Genomic DNA, 18,926 nt, shown 5'->3' with positions numbered 1-18,926 from the left:
TTTCTTAATTAACTAAGTTTCCAACGATCAAGGATCCCATTCATCAACCGGTTAGCGGTTGTGATTTGGTCTAAGACCGTTCGTGGGCTGGCCGTGAAACTACCGTCCGCCCACTTGTTAATGATACCCAGAGAACCCGCAGCAATAAACTCCGCTGAGGTGTCAATCACATCTTCTTTTAAATACCGGTATTCCGGCATTGCATGCAACAAGATTGACAGTCGTGAAGCCACAAATTCATTCATAGTCCGACGCCATACCCCATCATCATAGGGGTAAGCATTCAAGAATATTTTTGAGTGATCGGCAATTCGTTCAAGCACCTGAATTACTGCCGGCCGCCAATTCTCTAAGGTCAGCGTTAACGGCTGTTCATGTCGGGGCGCTTCAACGATGAAGTGCTCATACACAAACGCTAACAGCTCGTACTTGTCCGCGAAATAGTAATAGAACGTTTTGCGGTGGACTTCCGCCTCATCCGCAATCTCCCGAACCGTGATCTTATCAAATGTATTGTGGTTCAACAACGAAGCCAAGGCCTCCGCAATTCGCTCCTTAGTTTCTGATGCAGCCATCGTGATACCTCCAATCATTCACACACCATTAAAAATTAATATTTGTCGTTGGCTGACGTCCCCCCCGGAAGTCAGTAATCCTAACAAATCGCCTAAGCTAGCTAAAATTATACGCGTCTTCTGGTGAGAAGGAACCCCCCAGGGCAAATAATTTCAACTAACTCATACTTATTATGCCTATCAACAATCATGGGACTATGTATTTCAACTTCATTGATTATAGCATAACCTCTGTCCTATTGTACGATACTTTTGTGCACAATAGGACAGAAAATGAAAATTTTTTCAAAAGGGTCTAGTCCGTTACTCGTTCAACCCGTACCTGACCAGATTTGAGCTGCCCCTCCAGTTCCAGCAACGATCGCTTTCGGTCCAGCCCGCCAGCATAGCCAGTTAAATCGCCGGTGCCGGCCACAACCCGGTGACACGGAATCAACAAGCTAATGGGATTGTTGCCAACTGCCCCACCAATCGACCGAGCACCGACGTCGTGACCAACCTGATCACTAACCACTTGGGCAACTTCGCCATAGGTCCTAACCTGTCCGTATGGGATACTCTGTAACACCTGCCAGACTGTTTGGCGAAAGGTGGTCCCTTCCGGCCGCACGGGTAGGGTCATTGCCGGTTGGTCGCCTGCGAAATACTGATTCAACCAGGTTTGCGTTTCCTTAAACAGTGGACTGTCCCCGACCAACGTCAGGCGTGGCAAGGTACTCCCATAGTGCTGTTGATCGGTAAACCACAAGCCCGTGATGGCTCGGCCATCTGTCATGACCGTGACAGGGCCCAACGGTGTCGAGAGATCCTTCTTTAACATCTGCGCTCATCCCTTTTATCAGTTATTCTACCATAAAAAAAACACGGGATCACTTGTCGCTCCCGCGTTTTCATGGATTTCACCTATTTTATTCGCTGGTTTTCAAAGGTTTAGTTATTGTGATTCCCCTGTTCACCAGAAACGACGCCGGCCGTGAGGTGGATCGGGCCATTGTCGCAACGATTTTAGTGATACAAGTCGAAGCGTCCTTTGGCTAACAACGTGCTAACCTTGGCACTTTCAAGTAAGGATCGGTCGGTAATAACCTTCTTCAAGGCCGAGGCCATGTACCCCCGGACCGGACGGTTGGTGCTAAAGACTTCCCCAACCCCATCACGATCACTCAACGATGCCACGGTTCCCAAAGCCTTGTAAACAAATGGCTTCGTGTCTCGACCCCGAATGGCCAGGCCAATGTTCTTAGCCGCGGTGGTTCCACTGGCTAAAGCAATTTGGGCCGTCGTTGGGTATGGCCGACCGCTGTCGGGATCCATCACCGCGGAGACATCCCCAATGATATAGACCTCTGGGTGGCCTTCCAGGGATAAATCATCCTTCACAACCACCCGGTTACGGCGTTGATCAAACCCAGAATCCGCCATAACTTGGGATCCGCTGACCCCAACCGTCCAAACGATGGTGTTCGCCGCTACTTCGTGTTCAGCGTCATCACTGTCGGTGTAGACCACGGCACCCGGCTTGATTTCAGCAATGTTGGACCCTAACTTCATTTCAACATCGTGCTTGGCCATGAACCGCATCGTGTAGTCCGCCAAGGTCTTGTCATGAAACATTGGCAAAATGGTGGTTGCCCGTTCCAAACAAACCAGCTTGATTGCGGGCGTATTATACTTGGCTTGAAGCTTCGGCATCGATTGGGTCAATTCGCCCAGGAGTTCGATCCCAGTGAAGCCCGCACCACACACGGCAATCGTCAGATCCCGATCATCCTTGGAGTCCGCATACCCCTTGATCTTGTCTTCGATATGCCGGTACACGGCTTCGGAGGTTTCCAAGTCATCCATTGGTAGGGCATTTTCAGTCGCACCCTTTAAGCCAAAGGTTTCGGATTGGAAACCCAACGCCACAATCAGGTAATCATAGGTCAATGGGTCATGGTTAGCTAACGTGACTTGCTTTTGGTCCACATCCACATTAGTCACCGCGTCTTGGATGAATTCAACCCGACGACCGATCACGTCATTAATCTCGTAGGTAATCCGACCGGGCGCAATCGTCCCTGCCGCCACTTCGTGTAAATTCGTTTTTTCCGCATGGGTCCCGGACTTATCGACTAAAATTAGCCGGTCCTCGCTGGGAACTTCGCGTTGAAGGAACTTGATAGCTCGCATCCCTGCGTAACCGCCACCTAGAACTAAAATCGTTGCCATTATTTAACGACCCCTTTTCTCTTGAAGTTCTCCCCGAGTAGTTATCTTCATGTCATTCTGACTAATCGCACTGCTTAGCCACTAACTCCCACTCCCCCCAAAGGAACGAGCGCTTAAAGAACTAACCGTAGGGAAGATTTATCTTCATTATAAAGCTTATCACCCGAAAAGCCAGTTTTAAGAAACCGCTTTTTTAACTGATCGTCTCAGGAGTTTAATCAGGTTTTCACGCTCATCCGGACAGTCACCGTCAAGTCGTGATCACTGATTTTTCTTATTAAAAAGATTATGGTAAGAGATAGTAAATTGAGTTATGAATAGGAGGATTTTTAATGACGACATTAGTTATCGGCGCCCACGGTCGTGTGGGTCAATTCATCGTTAAGGACTTGGCAGCAACGGGTGAAACGGTCTATGGGAGTGTTCGTAACGACGCTCAAGCAGCCACCATGAAGTCACTCGGTGGTGAAGCCCGCACCGTCGATCTCATGGGCTCTGTCGAGGAACTAGCGGCCGACATGGCTGGTATCGACCGCATCATCTTCACTGCCGGATCTGGTGGCAACACTGGTGATGACATGACCTTAAATATCGACCTCGACGGGGCCATCAAGACCATGATTGCCGCCGAAAAGGTTGGGATTAAGCGATTCGTTCTGGTGAGTGCCATTGGCACCGACGATCGGTCATTCTGGCAAAAATCTGGTATTCGGCCTTACTATGTCGCTAAATACTATGCCGACCAATGGTTACAACACCGAACCAACTTGGACTACACGATTGTTCGGCCAGGCATTCTAACCGACGCCGACGCCACCGGCAAGATTACCCTCGATCCATCCGAGAGTTCATCCAAGGAAATTACCCGTGCCGATGTTGCGGCCACGGTCGTGGCCGTTCTTGACCCCGCCGCAAAGTTACCTAAGGTTATCTCAATTGTTAACGGCGACACGCCAATTAAGACGGCTGTCGACCTTAACTAAGCCCATCATGACAAAAGCCTCCGCCGACCATTGGTCAGCAGAGGCTTTTTTGATCTTAATCATCGTAAACCGGTTGCCACTGCGCAGCGCGCACGGCCGCCTTGGCATCACTAACGGCTTTGGTCGCCAGCCCGCGATCCAGGGCACTCTGAGCCACGGCAGTTGCCACCGTCCGACTGAAGTGACTCAACTGGTCAACGGGAGGCAGCACCGCCGCACCCGCCTGATGAACATCCACTAAACCACCTAAGGAATGGGCGGCCGCGGAAATCATGGGTTCATCTAGCCGATTGGCGGCCACGGCCAGCACGCCCAGACCTAATCCTGGGTACACCAACGCATTGTTAGCTTGACCAATCTGGTAGGTCACCCCATTCACCTTGATCGGTGCGGATGGCACCCCGGTTGCCACCAATGCCCGACCGTCCGTCCATTTCAAGAGGTCCTCCGCCGTCGCTTCCGCCAGCTTGGTTGGATTCGACAACGGTAAAATAATGGGCCGGGGGGTATGCGCCGCCATGTCCCGAACGATGGCCTCCGTAAAGGTGCCGGGTTGCGTGGAGGTTCCCACCATAATGGTCGGATGAATCGTTGCCACGACTGCCGCCAATGACGTTAAGGCTGCTGCGTTAGCAAACTCGGCACGTCTCCGGGCAAATGGCCGCTGTTCCGGCGTCAGGTCGGGCATGTCATCGAACAATAACCCCTGCTTATCAACCATGTAAAAGTGTTGCCGCGCCTCATCCGGCGATAGTCCGGCGGTCACCATTGCCGCAAAGATCTGATGAGCAATACCGGCCCCAGCGCTCCCTGCACCAAAGGTCAGATAGGTCTGTTCGGTCAGCTTTTGACCAGATATGTTCAGCGCCCCGAGGATGGCCGCCAAAGAAATAATCCCCGTTCCTTGAATATCATCATTAAACGTTGCCAAACGGCCCTGATACCGTTGGAGAATCTTAGCCGCGTGGCCCCGACCAAAGTCTTCCCAGTGTAAATACAAGTCGGGAAAGGCCGTTGTGGCCGCCGTCACAAAGTCATCTACAAACTTTGCATACCGATCGCCCTCAACCCGAGCGTGTTGATTGCCCAAGTAATGGGCATCCTTCAGGAGGGCGGCATTGTTGGTCCCGGCATCTAACATGACGGGAAGCACCTGGCGTGGATCGATTCCCGCTGCGGCCGTATAAACCATCAATTTACCAATGGCGATATCAACCCCGTTGGTGCCCCAATCACCGATGCCTAGGATTCCTTCGGCGTCGGTAACCACGACCAACTTAATCTCTCGACCGTCGGCGGCTCGTTCCAGGGTCGACTGGAAGGTCTTCGGATCATCGTCAATCGACAGGAAGGCCGCGTTCTGTGGATTCAGATACAGGTCACTATAGTGTTCGATAGACTCCGCAATCGTGGGATCATAGACGATGGGCATGAACTCCTCAACGTGGTCCGCAAAGAGGGCAAAAAACAAAACGCGATTGGTGTTAAACAAATTCATGAGAAATTGGCGTTTAGCCAGGTCGTCACTCTGACGTTCTACCTGGTCATACATCCGATGAATCTGTTGTGTCAGCGTCTGCATTCGCGGGGGTAAAAGCCCCGTCAATTTAAATTGCTCACGTTCGGCAGTGGTAAATGCCGTCCCTTTATTTAAGAAGGGGTCGTTCAAACGGTCGATTCCTACTTTCATAACAAACTCCTTTCGCCAAGGCTTGGCTATTTCTGGTAACACTACTCATCCAGTATAGACCAACGATCGGCAATAGCTCATTAAAAAGTCGGCCAACTAAAAAATCAGCAACGGTCCCGCCGCTGCTGGTCAGTTAGCTTCTATTCTGGTTGGTTGTCCTGAAGCAGATTACTTCAGTTGACTGGTGAGTTGGCTCGTCTGGTGCTTCTGATCCAGGCTTAATGCGCTGGCGTCAATGTTGGTTTGAACTTCACTAGAAATTTGTTTGGTCGTGACCCGCTTCAAGTGAATCTTCGTTGGTTGAAGTTCGCCAACCGGCTGGGCCTTTAGCTTAACTGTTGCGGTCACCGCCGGGTTGACGGGTGTGGCCGTCACCGTGGCCGTCGTTGCCGCGGAGGCCCCTGCGGACGTTGCTAATAAGGTGGTCACCGTCATGGCCCCTAAGACCAATTTGCTCATCATTTTTTTAATTTTCATCATTTTAATCGCTCCTCAACGTTTATCTGTTTTAGCTCTTCGCTTTCGATAGTCTAGTTATACCATTCCCCACCCTTAACCATCTTGAAACTAAAATAAACTTCGTCTGTGAATTTCTTAGTTTTGAAGAGAAGCGATATGGTATGATGCCTATAAACCCCGTCACGCATAGATAAGGAGCCATAATTAACGATGAAAAACACCATATTACTAGTCGAAGATGAGACTGGTCTGGCTAGCTACGTTGCCAAGGAATTAACCTTTGAAGATTTCAACGTTCTCACCGCTGCCGATGGTGAGACGGCCTGGGAAACCTATCAGGCCAATCAAGATGACCTCCTATTGGTTCTCTTAGACTGGATGTTGCCTAAGATGGATGGCATGGAGGTTCTCCGGCGAATTCGTAAGCACGACGACCTGCCCGTCATCATGATGACCGCCCGCGACTATCTGGGCGACAAGGTCACCGGCCTCGACAACGGGGCCGATGACTACATCACGAAGCCCTTCGAAATTGAGGAACTGCTCGCCCGTATCCGGGTCATCCAACGGCGGACCGCCCATCAGAGTGGGCTGGACCAGACCTACCGGATTAGTGATCTCACCCTCATTACCAAAACGCGTCAGGTGACCCGCGGTGAACGCAGTCTCCAACTCACCCAACGAGAATACGATCTGCTTCTATTCTTAATGCAACATCCCGGACAGGTCTTCACCCGCGATGAATTGCTCGATAACGTCTGGGGCGTCGACTTCTTAGGCCAACAAAACGTGGTCGACGTCTATATTGGTTACTTACGAAACAAAATTGACACTGACGATGCCCCCCACCTCTTCCACACCATTCGGGGGGTCGGCTATAGCCTAAAGGAAGCTGATGCGGATGAACACTAAAGCCCCACGGTCCTATGCGACCATTATTCGCCAATCGTTCACCAGTCTCCTGGTCGCGATTGGCCTCATCATTGTCTTAACCGTCACGATAACGCTGACGGTCGATCAGATCCTTCGGGCGCAGGATCAAGCCCAGCGCCTGAGCGCCAGTCTGGAAACGACTCAGGTCAGTAACTTCAAGGAATGGCTGACGGTGAACCAGAGTAGTGGCCTGAACTCACACAACACCTTCGCCATGATTAAGAACAGCGACGGTACCATCACCTCCCTATTACCTCACGCGGGAAAATTCACCGCCGCCAACACCTGGTCCGTGCCCTTCACCCACTTAGTCTACATCAAACACTGGGGCCTCTACTTCTCCGAAACGATTCATACGGGGTCGCGAACCTACTTTCTTTTCATTGGGATGAAGGTCCTGGTCGGCAATCTCCACGTCCTCGTGTCCGTTCTCATTATTGCGATCGGCCTGAGTCTCTTGATTGGCTTGTTCTTCGTTCGCCGACTCGCCCGCCGGCTCAGCGACCCCACACTACAATTAGCCAGGGCAGCGCAGCAGGCGGCAGCGAATCCCGAAAGCACCCAAACGGAATTGCCCGAGCCCACGGAGCCGGTCGAAATTTCTCAGTTGGCCAAGGACTTTAACCAACTTTTGGCGGCCCAAAATGGTCGGTTACAACGGGAACGTCAATTTATTTCCGATGCCTCACATGAGTTACGAACGCCCATCGCCACGATTCGTGGCAATATCAAGTTGATTGAACGGCGGGGCGACCAACATCCAGAGATCATCCCCGAATCGCTTGGTTTTATCGACCAGGAGTCCCTACGGATGCAGCACCTTATCGAGAATCTCCTCCACCTGTCGCGTGCCGATCGGGCCGAGGTCACCCTGGAGCCCTTAGACCTAGGTCTCCTGGCTCAAGGTGTCGTTGAACACTATCAACCACTGGTTAAGCAACCCATCACGTTCGTGGCGCCCACATCTGTCGCCATGGTCCAGGGCAATCAGGATATGATCCACCAAATTCTAACCGCCTTATTGGATAATGCCCACAAGTATTCGCCAACAACCGCGCCCATCATTGTCCGTGTTCACGTGGCCCCACAGACGGTGACGCTCACCGTTGCCGACCAGGGTGAAGGCATCGCCGAAGCCGATCGGGCACACATCTTCGATCGCTTCTATCGGGTCGATGCCTCACGGTCTAATCAGATCGAAGGCAGTGGCCTCGGGTTAGCCATCGTGTCGCAACTGGCCCGCCTGAACCACGGTCAAGTGACGGTTAGCGGTAACGATCCCCAAGGGAGTCAGTTCACCTTGACCCTCAATCGGGTCGTGACCGACGCTACGGAAAAATAAGAAATTCTCAGGAAATCCTTAACTGAAATCAAGGACGCACGCGACCTTTCCCCGGTATACTGGGTTTATAAATTGAAAGGAAGCGTTCGTATGCTGATTGATGACAACCCGCAAATTACAAGTATCACTCCCGCCCAAATTACCAAGGTGTTCTATCCCTACGTAATCGCCAAAACGGAAGCAGGGAGTTACGTCAACATTAACCTGAGCGACCAGGAACGTCAGGACCCCCTGTTCTGGGAATCCATCGCTAACATTGCTAAGGCCAAGCTGTGGATCCCCATAGGAGAGAAGTTTCACCAACTACTCTCCTATGACTGGACCTACTCGGCCGTTTAACTAAACCATTAATCCGGTACCGCTGGCCTCGTGCCGCGGTACCTTTTTATTTGAGAAAGACCGCCTACGGTGGTCAGGGACAGAGCCTGTGGGGCAACCATCCCAGCCAAAGTGCGGTCTGCGATGGCGACTTGGCGCCTCACAACCCGAGTCCCCAAGCTCGGCCCGTGGTCTAAGAACGGTCAACCCACCCTTCTAAGACCACCTTCACAGGCTCTGTCCCTGACCCCCTACGGCTCTGGCAACAAAAAAAACAGCAACTGTGAACAGACTCACGGTTGCCAAATGGCTTGCTTCTACGACTTAATTTACCAGCTGATTCAGCATTTCTAAGAGATTGAGATCTTGTGATTCCAGGTCGAGTAGCCTTGTCGGTTGCACAAAAAAGAAGCCAGGGACATATCCCTGGCTTCCCGATAAGTCCTGAATTCACGGTCGTTGGATCACCGTGATCAGCCTCATCGTAATGAGTTCCGTAAAATTTCGGCCTTCTTACGAAGTTGTTGCCGAGTTTGCATCAGTTGAATCTTCGTTGGTCGCGCCAGGTAACCATCAATGGTGCCGGCAATGCTAGCCAAACTGAAACTCAATAAGCCCCATTCCTTAGGAGTCCAACCACGACCAATCTTAACCGCCACGAAGGCCACCATAACGAATAATGCTAGGTTAATGAGTGCCGAGGACCCTTGCCGGCTAAAACGACTAAAGTAAGGATATTCCCAGGTCCACAGCAGATCGATTACGCCGAAAGCGAGCACGATGCAGAGTGCCACTCGGAGCGCATGATGTTCGGTCACGGCAACCGTACTCAAGAGTACCGTTGCCGCCATTAAAAGCCAAAATGAATGAAATGCATACCGCCAGTCAAATTTCATGCGAATCGCCTCGCTTTCATCGGCCTGTCGCCTTATTTGGAGCTGAAGTTTACCATGTTTAACCTTAAATAAAAATAACGCCACCTCCCATAGTTAGGATAGTAGCGCTACCAACGCGGTCACATCGCGTCATTTAAATTTTGATTAACGCCGGTCGCTGTGCCAAGCCGACAACATGGCCAGCAGCGAGAAGGTACCGGCTATCAGCAAGACCACCAGGGCCCACTGCGAGCCGACAGCCGTCTTCGTCATGGTGCTCCCGACATGGCCAGCCTGACTGGTGGCGACAATCGCGGAAACAATGGCCGTCCCCATCGCACCGGCAAATTGTTGCATTGCATTCATCAAGGCATTGCCATCCGCCTTCAAGTCAGCACTCAGGTATTTCAACCCCGCCGTCATAATGTTCCCAAAGGCTAAGCCCACGCCCACCATGTAACCAAGATACAGGCCCAGGATGGCAACGACCGATAGACTACGGGCGAATGTGGCCATGATCAGTAACATCACGACAACCAGCGAAAGGCCCAAGGCAATCGGCTTCTTCGCGCCAAATCGGTCAAGAATTTGCCCACCAATTGGTGAAAACGCGGCGCCAATTAAGGCACCCGGCAGCACCACTAATCCCGCGGTGAAGGCCGTCTGTTGGTTGACCAACTGCAGGTAATTTGGCAGGACAAACGAGAGTCCCAGCGCCGTGATCTGCATGAGGAAGAAGGCACTGAGATGCCAGGCGAATGGCCGATTCTTGACGGCCGCCAAGTGAATTAGCGGCTGACTCTCATGCTGGGAACGGTGGACAAAGGCCAGCAGTCCTAAGAGTCCAATGATAATCGACCCACCAACCGACCAACTTAGCAAGGGTTGGTCACTGAGCGAGCTAAATCCAAAGATGAGCCCGGTAAAAGTCACGACAACTTCCAGCATACTCAACCAATCAAATCGTTCCTTAGTCGTTGGCGCCACCTGCTTAATGGTCAGCACCCCAACGAAGAAGGAAATAACCAGAAATGGCAAGAGGATCCAGAAGATATAGCGCCAGTTCAGATGCGTCACCAGGATACCGCCATAGGTTGGTCCGATTGCCGGTCCCACGGCGGTGATTAGCGTGCCAATTCCCGTCATCATCCCAATCCGACTCAGTGGGACCTGTTCCAGAATAATATTAAACATCAAAGGCAATGCAATCCCGGTCCCAAATCCCTGGATGGCTCGCCCGGCAAGTAACCAAGGGAAGCTCGTCGCACAGGCATCTACCGCCAGGCCCACAATGAATAACAGGTTGGCGACCACAAACAATTGCCGCAAACGAAACCGCCGCTTTAGGTAAGATGACACCGGCACGATGCAGGCCACAATCAACAGGTACAGGGTCGTCATCCACTGCACCGTCCCCGTGGTCACATGGAACTGTCGCATCAGGGTTGGAAAGGTAATGTTCATGGCCGTCTCCACGATCACGCCACTTAGTGACATCAACCCAGTCGCTAGGACCGCTCCGACTACTCGTGGACTAATCTTTTCTGTTGCCATGCTCATCCTCCTGTTCGGTTGAAAATTCCCAGCGGGCAATGGTCTGCAACGCGGTTCGGAACGCTGCCGCTTCCTCCTGCGACAACGCCGCCACCATCTTGGCATCCTGTTGACTCAAATGTTGCGTCACCACAGGCACCAACTGTTGGCCCTTGGCCGTCAGCTGCAACTGCCGCTTCCGACTATCACTAGCGGCCACGACGCGGGTCACCAGGTCGCGTTCCACCATTCGTTTAATCAAGAGCGATGCGGTCGACCGTTGAACGTGAAATTCCCGTTCAACATCGACCTGATAGGTCACCGCGTCACCCTGGTGATTGAGATAATCAATCACGGAGAGTTGCATGCCCGTCAGGCCAAAGGGCCGAGCAAATTCATTCATTTCAAGATTCATCTGATGCTCGGCATCTCGAAGCCAAGCACCTAATCGTCGGGTCGTCATACGACCGCCTCCTTTTTGTTAGTCAGCTAACAATGTTAAAACACTGTCGCCGAAAATACAAGGATTAATTTCGGCAAAAAAAGCCCACAGCCATTCAGCTGTGAGCTTAATCGTTCCCTTACCAGAAGTGGCGATGCCGTAATGCGATGGCCACCCAAATCATGATTCCTACCATAATGAGGACGGTGATGACCCAGGAGAGTCCCTGGTTAGCAAAGGGGAGTTTAACGTTCATGCCATAGAATCCCGTGACAATCGTTGGAATGGTTAAGACCAATGACCAAATAGTCAGGAATTTCATGGTATCGTTCAAGTTATTATTTAAGACGTTATTGAAAGTTCGCGATATCCGATCGACAACGTCGGCTTCAATGGCCGTCATTTCAGAGGTTTGCCGGGCTTCGATGACCGCATCCGCCAGATGCTCATTGTTGCGGTCAGAGAGCTGCTTGCCAAATGGTGTGCTACTCAGGTTTGATACCATCATGGCGTTGTTACGCGTGGCACTCACGAAGTAGGCCAGACTCTGTTGCAGGTTAGATAGGGCAATTAGATCCTTATTATCTGGGGACTGATTCAGTTGTTTATCCAGCCGGTTTTGTTCCGCATTAATCTTGCGAATTGGGGGGATAAATTGGTCAAACAGAATAAACAGCCCAATTAACATGAATTCATTAGTATCGGCAATCGTCTCGAGCTTCAACCGTTCCGTCAGGGTCTGGTTAACCCATTGCGTACGCTTCGTGGTAATGGTAAAGATCTGATTACCCTTCAACAGAAACGTGACCGGTCGCGTAATGTAGCGCTGCGAGATCTGGTCAACGACGACGGGCACGTGAAAAACGATCAGTTGTGTATTCAAGTATTCATCACGGTCATAGTGCGACCGTTCGTTAACGTCGGTCACATAAGTAATGATTTCATCCGTCAGGCCATACTTGACCTGTAAGGCTTCACGGTCACTATCGTCTTCCATCATTGCCATCACCCAGACTAGGTTTTGGTCACTCGTTCCGATTTTTCTTTCGACAATCACGGCCGCTCACTCCTCTAAAAAACATTGGTTTAAGTGTACCACGACCGCCAAAATTTTGCCTTCTAAATACAAATGACGAGCTAGTCCGCCTGCTCTAAGCTGGCGGCATAGGCGGCCTCTTGCTTCATCACGCGTTGCCGTTCCTTCTGGTTATACCACGGTGAAATCGTGAAGGCCAAGACGTCATTCAACAGGTAGATTGAGCTATTGATAAACATGGCCAGTGTCGCCGAACCTTGGCGGAAGGAAATAAACCAAAGAACCATTTGTGCCAACCCTGAGGCAATCCACCAGACGTATTGATTATTGAAGCGCAGGAAGCAAATTACGCCCGCCGACAAGCTGATGGCAAAGCTAATCGCATCGACCCAAGGCCGTGGATCATCGGTAAATGTGCCAATGCCCCAACCGGCAACCAGGTAGACCACGACCGTTGAAGCCACGGCGATGGCCCATGACTTACCCGTAAAGCGCCGAATCTTTGAGGCCATATTGACGTTCCAGCTCGCACTCAAGAGGACGGGGATATCTAACGTCGCCACGTAGGCCACCTGTTCAAAAATGCTCAGGTAATTCTTAGCGGCGTACCCGGTCACGATGAAACAAAAGGCCGAGACAACGCCTAGGAAACCATTAACCGACTTGGCGGCGTTGATCGCCAGGACGCAGAGCACACCCAGCGTGGTCCCAATAAAGGTTAAGACCGTCAGCCAAGTGATTGGTGAACTAACCAAAGTCATGACCTGACAACCCAAGCTAAAGAAGAATAAGTAATAATTCTGTTGGGGCCACCCTTTTAATTGATGCGATAGAAACTGAAAATAATGCGTCATATGCTTGCGCTCCCTTATAAAATAATTGTCATATCTAGTGTTACTCACCGGTGAGATTTGGCTATGAGCACAATATATTGTGGTGTCGTTTTTGAACAACAGGATTGATTATAGCATGGAACTTACGCGAATTGGCCGTAAAATTCAGATTTGTTTCATGGAAAACCAGGGTAACTTAACCGTTTTCATTTAGGCTGGGCGCCCTGTGAAACAACTTTTATCGGCTAGGTCGATTTGTCCACATCGCTAAATGTGTGGCTAAATCAGGCCATAAAAAAAGAATTGACGATTACCCGTCAATTCTTCACCGGACTATAAATCCTTTTACTTCTCTACTGAATCAGCATCATCTTTCGTGGTGATGGCCGCCAACATTTGTGTCAACTGACCCACTGTAAATTCACTACCCTGGTCGACCAGATCGACTCGACTCATGGTGTTCGCAGCGTTCTTTAACGCATCATGACAGTCAATTTCTAATTGTTCCCCCGCCGCCGTCAACGACAATGGCCGAACACGCCGGTCGGTGCTTTGATAGCTCTGAACGACGTATCCTCGGCGAATTAACTGAGAAATCCCTCGTGAAACTTCCGCCCGCGAAATCCCCCGACTATCCGCGACTGTGGCTGACGTCAGTTTCCCCGGGTTCTCTAAAATATGGTGTAAAATCGCATATTGATCCACTGAGATCCCCATAGTCCGCTGGAACCGAGTTGCAGACTTTTCTAACTCCCGTTTCAACCCCATGTAAGATTCAAAGAAACTTTCCGCATGAACGACCTTACTCTTTGACATAATATTCATCATATCCTTATCTTCACTCACTAACCGTCGATATAATTAACATGATTAGCAATATGCAAAATGGTTGACCCCATAGAAATATCTATACATTTAATAGTAAAGAAGAACTCCATAAATTGCAAGCATTACTCGCCGAAATGTGAAAAAGTTTACCATATAAAATGGACATGTGGGATACAATCCCTTTACAGACGGGCGTCAGACCGGAACGAATAAAATCGTTTTGATTGGTCTGTGTACCAAACTTCCTGACAACGGTTTGTAAGGTTACCTAATATTTATGGCTCAATTGTAACAATAAAATTTCCTTTTGTCGGCTCTTTTGCAAAATTTTAGAATCGAAAAGGCCCGGACTCGCGAGAAATCGCGATGTACGGGCCTTTTATCGACTGATTACCGAATGAACCTTTTTAGGGTAATCCGGCTAACCGGATTATTAACTAACACCTGTCATGATTATAACGATCTCAATAACCAACCAATCGGTTGACCTAATCGATCTTCCGCTTAGGGTTCAACAGATTCATTGGATCAAACAGGTCCTTGATTTGATGCTGTAATAGGTCAACCGTCTCACCAAGTTCAGGATTGTTCCATTGGTTTTTCAACATCCCCACAGCGTGTTCACCAGAGATGGTTCCACCCAATTCGAGGGTCTTCCAGAAGGTCTTCCGGAGGGCTTCGATGATGACCTCGGGCGTTTCTGGTTCGTCCTTCGACCACACAAAGGTTGGATGAACGTTCCCATCCCCGGCATGACCGGCGGTATAAATCTTAATACCCATCTCTTTGCCAAGGTCTTGCAGGTAATCCATCATTGGGGCTAATTGGGAGAGTGGCATGGCCATATCTTCCATCAGATGATTCTGACCGGCGAAGACGGCTGGTAGCATATCTTGCCGCAACTTGGACAGTCCGGCTTGTTCTTCGGGATCGGTGGTGACCTGAACGTGTTGACCACCATATTCGGCCAGCAGGTCATTTAAGACCTGAACACTTTCATCGCTACTCCCGTCCAGACGGAAGATCAGCATGGAGCCGCTGTTATCAGCATAGTGCGTATCTTCAAACCGATCCAACGCAACCACCGTGTTGCCATCCAAAGCTTCCAGCATACTTGGGTAGACGCCTGACATCCGCACTGCGGTGACGGCCTTGGCTAAGGCGCCCATATCATCGAAGAAGGCCACCCCCATGACTGATTTGCCTAACGGAATTGGCATCAACTTAACCGTAATTTCATAGATAATGCCCAGGGTTCCTTCAGACCCCACAAAGAGTTGCGTCAGGTCATAACCAAAGGCTTGTTTCAAGGTCCGACCACCTAACTTAACGACCCGGCCATCGGCCAAGACGGCCTTAACGCCTAGGACGTTATCCTTGGTCGCACCGAAACGCACCGTACTCATCCCACCGGCATTCGTGGAGACATTCCCTCCAATGGACGAGATGGGCTTAGAGCCAGGATCTGGCGCATAGAACAGGCCTTGCTTACGGGCTGCCTTATCCAGATTGCCGTTAACCACACCGGGTTGAACGACGGCCACGGAGTCTTCCTTACTGATTTCTAGGATTTCATTCATTTTACGAGTGGAAAGAATGATGGCGCCGGCAATCCCATCGGAACCAATCACAGTACTGGTTGCCGTGGTTTGCGGAATAATGGCAATGTGATACTTTCGGGCCACGTGCAGTACCCCTTGAATATCCGTCACGCTGGCAACCTCAACAAACGCTCGCGCTAAGCCACTGTTGTCGCCACCGGTTGCCCGAGAATTAAATGATTGTTCCTGCAATGTTGCGGTATCGGTTGCGACCGTTCCATCGACAACTTGACTCTTTAAATCCGCCAAGATTTCTTCATCCGAATATGCACTGAATACTGTCATCCTAACACCCTTCTTTTTGTTAGTTATTTTTAAGTCATTGGTCATCTTACCACTAGTTTTTACCTTTAACGATTATTTCTTTCGATGGGACGTCTGAACCTCTCAACTTAATTTGTGGGTAAACTGTGGGTAACAAAATTAAAGGGAGCCGCTGTCCATGAATAAACCGCTCATGATCCCATCATTTTAGGTCCAATTGTCAACCGGTCACCACCATTTAAACTAATCACAAAAAGTCCCGCACAACCTAAGTTGTGCGGGGCTTTCTTTAATGCCACTTGTCATTAACTGACGGCGGTAAACTGCTTATTTTCCAAACGATACTGATGGTCACACTGGTCGGCCACATTGGGTTCATGCGTGACAATGATCACGCATTTATGCTGGTCGTGGGCAATCCGTTGGAATTGAGCAATCACCTCTTTGGTGTTGTCTTCATCCAGGTTCCCGGTCGGCTCATCGGCCACCACCAGGTTGGCATCGCAGGCCATCGTTCTCGCAATGGCCACTCGCTGTTGTTGCCCACCCGAGAGGCGCTGAACATTTCGATTGATGAGATCCGCGCCGATTCCCAAGTCTTCTAGAATCTTCTGTGCATAGTCCCGGTCGCCGGCATGCTCGGCCGCTGTGATCGCCATCGCCGTCATGAGATTGTTCAGCGGCGACATGTAGGTAAACAGGTTGTAGGCCTGAAAGACGATGGAAACATCGTGGCGTCGATAGGTTGTTAAGCCGATCTTAGACAACGACTTCCCGTCCAAACTAATCTCGCCGGCCTTGGGCCGATCCAGTCCCGCAATTAATGAAAGAAAAGTCGTCTTACCCGTCCCGCTATGGCCAATGATGGCATAGGATTGACCGGCCTCGAATTCGAGATTGATCCCTTCAAATAAGGGTTGTTGCTTGTCCTGATACCAATAACCCAGGTCCGTTGTCTTTAACATTCGCAAGTCCTCCTTAGGAAATCAAAACCTTCTTCGGTTCCAGACGCAGGATGCCGCCCGAGGCAATCATGATCGACAGGAACGTGATTGCCAGGCCAAATCCGCCGAGCTCGGCTAAGTTGACGGCGCTCACACTGATATCGAGATCGGTCTTCTTAGTAGCCTGCTTACTAGTTGAGCCGGTATTACCGGGCCCACCACCACGAGTACCGTTACCACCCGGTTGGCCACCGCCGCCTGGTTGACCACTCGCACTCGTGCTGGTGGTCTGGGTTGTCGTGCTTTGCGCAACCAGTTGTGATCCCAGTTGATCCCCAACGAATTTACCGCCGGCTCCCGCGATGGCAACCGCCACCACAATCACCATGAGCATTTCCGTAAAGAATTGGGCGATAATCTTCCACCGCGCCTCGCCTAATGACAGCAGGACGCCGATTTCAAAGCGGCGCTCGCGAATCATCAGGATGACAATCAGTGCTAGGATAATCGTTCCGGCAATTGCCACCAGCCAGACGATCTTGTTGGCAAAACCCTCGACACTGTTCATGGAGGCCTTCACCGTTTGGTAACTGGAATCGTCCGTGCTCAGGGAATACTTGCTGGTATTAATCAGCTTTTTACCGGCGGTCTTCAGGCTGCCGACCTTGGCCGGATTCCTAACATTAAAGGTCACGGAGTCTGCGGTTCCCGCATACTTACTCCCCTTGAACGTATTCGCCAAGGTGTAGGACGTGTACATCGTATTTGAAGGATCGGTACTCATTGGCCCCGCGCTACTGGAGCTGGTCGAGCTGGCCTTGTAGATCCCAACGATGGTCATCTTGACCTTTGCCTTATCACCGCTGGACTCCTTGACGGTGACCGTATCGCCCACCGTCAAGTCGTTCTGACTCGCCAATTCCTTCTCGATCACCACATGGTTGGTATTTTTATCTGCCGCGGTGATCCCACGACCCTTAGTGATCTTGCTCTGCTTACTACTGAAATCAGTGGCCAGACTCGTCGCCGTGACCCCATCTATCTGAGTGTCGCCGGAACTCGTGCTGGACTTCATGCCACCCGGCCCACCACTGTTGCCGCCCAGGCTACTGCTGGTCGACACCACGTCGTAGGAGCTGGCGTTGACGGCAGTACTGCTCGTCACGTTGGTACTCTTGACGTTGCTCAGCTTAGCAATCTTGCTGGCATCGCTCAACTTAACCGGCGTTAACGACAATTTTGGCCGACTGCTCTTGCTGCTAGAGCTACTGCTCTGCATCTTTTTGAACGCTGCCTGCCGATTAGCCGATAGGGTCACCGTCGCCCCCACATCAGCCTTTGCTTGATTGGTCGCCTTAACGGCGGCACTGCGAATCAATAATCCTGCCAAGACAAACATGAGAATCGCCGACGAGACCAGAATCAGTAAGACTGACCGGCCCTTCTTGGCCCACACGTTTAACCAGGCCCGTTTGATAAAGTTCACTTGGGTCGCCTCCATTTCTAAACATGTGATCGATTATGGCAAAGCGGACTTATCGCAAACCTAAATCTGGCGAAACTCGTTGGCGGGAAATTTAGCCGATTAGGGCGGGATTCCATGGTGTATCAACGTTTCAAAGGTGTTAATTTTTAGGTAGTCGTTTAATAATCCGTTAAGTCCCGTCGTTCACGCCTTCACGATTGACCAAAAATGGGGTAAATGTTCGGTCCTAATTCACCTCGTCCCACCGTCAGACAACCGAAAAGCATTGACTCATTGGTAGCCCTTTCATCCCACCCAACTATGACCATTTTCATAAATGAGTTTTCGATACACATCAGGCGCTGCCTATTGTTCTATCAGTCTTTTAACGACTTTTTTCATGATAATTATTTACTAAACCAGGTTACAAAAACATAGTGTTTATTATGCAGAAAAAAAGGTGTACACTAAAGGGCAAAATAGTTTTACACCAAAGAAATATACAGTGAAAATGTTTTCAGATTTAAAAGGGGGATTTGCCGTTGGCAACGGGTTGTCGATCCTGACGTTATAACTAGGACCAGGTCGACAGTG

Annotated in this window: 18 protein-coding genes; 4 read left to right on the top strand and 14 right to left on the bottom strand. The window is 50.5% G+C overall.

Features of this window, described 5'->3' with window-relative positions:
- Positions 1 to 8: 8 nt before the first annotated feature.
- The 3 genes from EKM96_RS01100 to EKM96_RS01090 form a co-directional block, all read right to left on the bottom strand.
- Entirely contained in the window at positions 9 to 575 is a 567-nt protein-coding gene (locus EKM96_RS01100) for a TetR/AcrR family transcriptional regulator (protein WP_125638543.1), read from the bottom strand.
- A 295-nt stretch (positions 576 to 870) separates the two neighbouring features.
- Positions 871 to 1,395 (bottom strand): methylated-DNA--[protein]-cysteine S-methyltransferase, encoded by a 525-nt coding sequence (locus EKM96_RS01095; RefSeq protein WP_125638540.1) that lies wholly within the window; start codon positions 1,393 to 1,395, stop codon positions 871 to 873.
- A gap of 185 nt (positions 1,396 to 1,580) precedes the next feature.
- Positions 1,581 to 2,786, bottom strand: coding sequence for an NAD(P)/FAD-dependent oxidoreductase (locus EKM96_RS01090; RefSeq protein WP_125638537.1), 1,206 nt, complete (start codon positions 2,784 to 2,786; stop codon positions 1,581 to 1,583).
- Positions 2,787 to 3,118: 332 nt separating this feature from the next.
- Between EKM96_RS01090 and EKM96_RS01085 the strand changes: the two genes are divergently transcribed.
- Complete coding sequence (locus tag EKM96_RS01085; RefSeq protein ID WP_125638534.1) at positions 3,119 to 3,769, top strand: SDR family oxidoreductase; 651 nt, start codon at positions 3,119 to 3,121, stop codon at positions 3,767 to 3,769.
- Positions 3,770 to 3,824: 55 nt separating this feature from the next.
- Here EKM96_RS01085 and EKM96_RS01080 read toward each other — a convergent pair whose 3' ends face one another.
- Entirely contained in the window at positions 3,825 to 5,459 is a 1,635-nt protein-coding gene (locus EKM96_RS01080; RefSeq protein WP_125638531.1) for a malolactic enzyme, read from the bottom strand.
- A gap of 168 nt (positions 5,460 to 5,627) precedes the next feature.
- Complete coding sequence (locus EKM96_RS01075) at positions 5,628 to 5,939, bottom strand: hypothetical protein (RefSeq protein ID WP_125638528.1); 312 nt, start codon at positions 5,937 to 5,939, stop codon at positions 5,628 to 5,630.
- A 189-nt stretch (positions 5,940 to 6,128) separates the two neighbouring features.
- On the opposite strand from EKM96_RS01075, the gene EKM96_RS01070 reads away from it, so the two are divergent.
- From EKM96_RS01070 to EKM96_RS01060, 3 genes are all read left to right on the top strand, one after another.
- Complete coding sequence (locus tag EKM96_RS01070; protein WP_125638525.1) at positions 6,129 to 6,830, top strand: response regulator transcription factor; 702 nt, start codon at positions 6,129 to 6,131, stop codon at positions 6,828 to 6,830.
- Complete coding sequence (locus EKM96_RS01065; protein WP_125638523.1) at positions 6,820 to 8,193, top strand: sensor histidine kinase; 1,374 nt, start codon at positions 6,820 to 6,822, stop codon at positions 8,191 to 8,193. Before EKM96_RS01070 ends, EKM96_RS01065 begins: the two co-directional genes overlap by 11 nt.
- 90 nt (positions 8,194 to 8,283) lie before the next feature.
- On the top strand, positions 8,284 to 8,532 hold the full coding sequence (locus EKM96_RS01060; protein WP_125638520.1) for a hypothetical protein: 249 nt from the start codon (positions 8,284 to 8,286) through the stop codon (positions 8,530 to 8,532).
- Between the two features lie 458 nt (positions 8,533 to 8,990).
- Here EKM96_RS01060 and EKM96_RS01055 read toward each other — a convergent pair whose 3' ends face one another.
- The 9 genes from EKM96_RS01055 to EKM96_RS01015 form a co-directional block, all read right to left on the bottom strand.
- The gene (locus EKM96_RS01055; protein ID WP_125638517.1) at positions 8,991 to 9,407 is read right to left on the bottom strand and encodes a hypothetical protein; all 417 of its coding nucleotides are present in this window, start codon (positions 9,405 to 9,407) and stop codon (positions 8,991 to 8,993) included.
- Positions 9,408 to 9,551: 144 nt separating this feature from the next.
- Positions 9,552 to 10,940 (bottom strand): DHA2 family efflux MFS transporter permease subunit, encoded by a 1,389-nt coding sequence (locus EKM96_RS01050; RefSeq protein WP_125638514.1) that lies wholly within the window; start codon positions 10,938 to 10,940, stop codon positions 9,552 to 9,554.
- The gene (locus EKM96_RS01045) at positions 10,921 to 11,382 is read right to left on the bottom strand and encodes a MarR family winged helix-turn-helix transcriptional regulator (RefSeq protein WP_125638511.1); all 462 of its coding nucleotides are present in this window, start codon (positions 11,380 to 11,382) and stop codon (positions 10,921 to 10,923) included. Before EKM96_RS01045 ends, EKM96_RS01050 begins: the two co-directional genes overlap by 20 nt.
- Before the next feature lie 118 nt (positions 11,383 to 11,500).
- The gene (locus EKM96_RS01040) at positions 11,501 to 12,418 is read right to left on the bottom strand and encodes a magnesium transporter CorA family protein (RefSeq protein WP_125638508.1); all 918 of its coding nucleotides are present in this window, start codon (positions 12,416 to 12,418) and stop codon (positions 11,501 to 11,503) included.
- Between the two features lie 80 nt (positions 12,419 to 12,498).
- The gene (pnuC, locus tag EKM96_RS01035) at positions 12,499 to 13,251 is read right to left on the bottom strand and encodes a nicotinamide riboside transporter PnuC (protein WP_125638505.1); all 753 of its coding nucleotides are present in this window, start codon (positions 13,249 to 13,251) and stop codon (positions 12,499 to 12,501) included.
- Positions 13,252 to 13,575: 324 nt separating this feature from the next.
- Positions 13,576 to 14,046: a MarR family winged helix-turn-helix transcriptional regulator gene (locus EKM96_RS01030; protein ID WP_225417539.1), complete on the bottom strand. Its 471-nt coding sequence runs from the start codon at positions 14,044 to 14,046 to the stop codon at positions 13,576 to 13,578.
- 500 nt (positions 14,047 to 14,546) lie between these two features.
- Complete coding sequence (locus tag EKM96_RS01025) at positions 14,547 to 15,944, bottom strand: FAD-binding oxidoreductase (protein ID WP_125638502.1); 1,398 nt, start codon at positions 15,942 to 15,944, stop codon at positions 14,547 to 14,549.
- A gap of 284 nt (positions 15,945 to 16,228) precedes the next feature.
- Complete coding sequence (locus EKM96_RS01020; RefSeq protein ID WP_125638499.1) at positions 16,229 to 16,888, bottom strand: ABC transporter ATP-binding protein; 660 nt, start codon at positions 16,886 to 16,888, stop codon at positions 16,229 to 16,231.
- Positions 16,889 to 16,901: 13 nt separating this feature from the next.
- The gene (locus tag EKM96_RS01015) at positions 16,902 to 18,353 is read right to left on the bottom strand and encodes an ABC transporter permease (RefSeq protein WP_125638496.1); all 1,452 of its coding nucleotides are present in this window, start codon (positions 18,351 to 18,353) and stop codon (positions 16,902 to 16,904) included.
- Positions 18,354 to 18,926 lie beyond the last annotated feature (573 nt).

It is taken from the genome of Levilactobacillus tangyuanensis, assembly GCF_003946545.1.
In the GTDB taxonomy this organism is placed as follows: domain Bacteria; phylum Bacillota; class Bacilli; order Lactobacillales; family Lactobacillaceae; genus Levilactobacillus; species Levilactobacillus tangyuanensis.
Note: the sequence above shows the minus strand (reverse complement) of the source record. Positions and strands in the feature narration are given on the sequence as shown.

Bases quoted from the DNA above. Each gene is read 5' to 3' on its own strand.
- EKM96_RS01100 (WP_125638543.1), bottom strand. From the start codon at position 575: ATGGCTGCATCAGAAACTAAGGAGCGAATTGCGGAGGCCTTGGCTTCG.
- EKM96_RS01095 (WP_125638540.1), bottom strand. From the start codon at position 1,395: ATGTTAAAGAAGGATCTCTCGACACCGTTGGGCCCTGTCACGGTCATG.
- EKM96_RS01090 (WP_125638537.1), bottom strand. From the start codon at position 2,786: ATGGCAACGATTTTAGTTCTAGGTGGCGGTTACGCAGGGATGCGAGCT.
- EKM96_RS01085 (WP_125638534.1), top strand. From the start codon at position 3,119: ATGACGACATTAGTTATCGGCGCCCACGGTCGTGTGGGTCAATTCATC.
- EKM96_RS01080 (WP_125638531.1), bottom strand. From the start codon at position 5,459: ATGAAAGTAGGAATCGACCGTTTGAACGACCCCTTCTTAAATAAAGGG.
- EKM96_RS01075 (WP_125638528.1), bottom strand. From the start codon at position 5,939: ATGATGAAAATTAAAAAAATGATGAGCAAATTGGTCTTAGGGGCCATG.
- EKM96_RS01070 (WP_125638525.1), top strand. From the start codon at position 6,129: ATGAAAAACACCATATTACTAGTCGAAGATGAGACTGGTCTGGCTAGC.
- EKM96_RS01065 (WP_125638523.1), top strand. From the start codon at position 6,820: ATGAACACTAAAGCCCCACGGTCCTATGCGACCATTATTCGCCAATCG.
- EKM96_RS01060 (WP_125638520.1), top strand. From the start codon at position 8,284: ATGCTGATTGATGACAACCCGCAAATTACAAGTATCACTCCCGCCCAA.
- EKM96_RS01055 (WP_125638517.1), bottom strand. From the start codon at position 9,407: ATGAAATTTGACTGGCGGTATGCATTTCATTCATTTTGGCTTTTAATG.
- EKM96_RS01050 (WP_125638514.1), bottom strand. From the start codon at position 10,940: ATGGCAACAGAAAAGATTAGTCCACGAGTAGTCGGAGCGGTCCTAGCG.
- EKM96_RS01045 (WP_125638511.1), bottom strand. From the start codon at position 11,382: ATGACGACCCGACGATTAGGTGCTTGGCTTCGAGATGCCGAGCATCAG.
- pnuC (WP_125638505.1), bottom strand. From the start codon at position 13,251: ATGACGCATTATTTTCAGTTTCTATCGCATCAATTAAAAGGGTGGCCC.
- EKM96_RS01030 (WP_225417539.1), bottom strand. From the start codon at position 14,046: ATGTCAAAGAGTAAGGTCGTTCATGCGGAAAGTTTCTTTGAATCTTAC.
- EKM96_RS01025 (WP_125638502.1), bottom strand. From the start codon at position 15,944: ATGACAGTATTCAGTGCATATTCGGATGAAGAAATCTTGGCGGATTTA.
- EKM96_RS01020 (WP_125638499.1), bottom strand. From the start codon at position 16,888: ATGTTAAAGACAACGGACCTGGGTTATTGGTATCAGGACAAGCAACAA.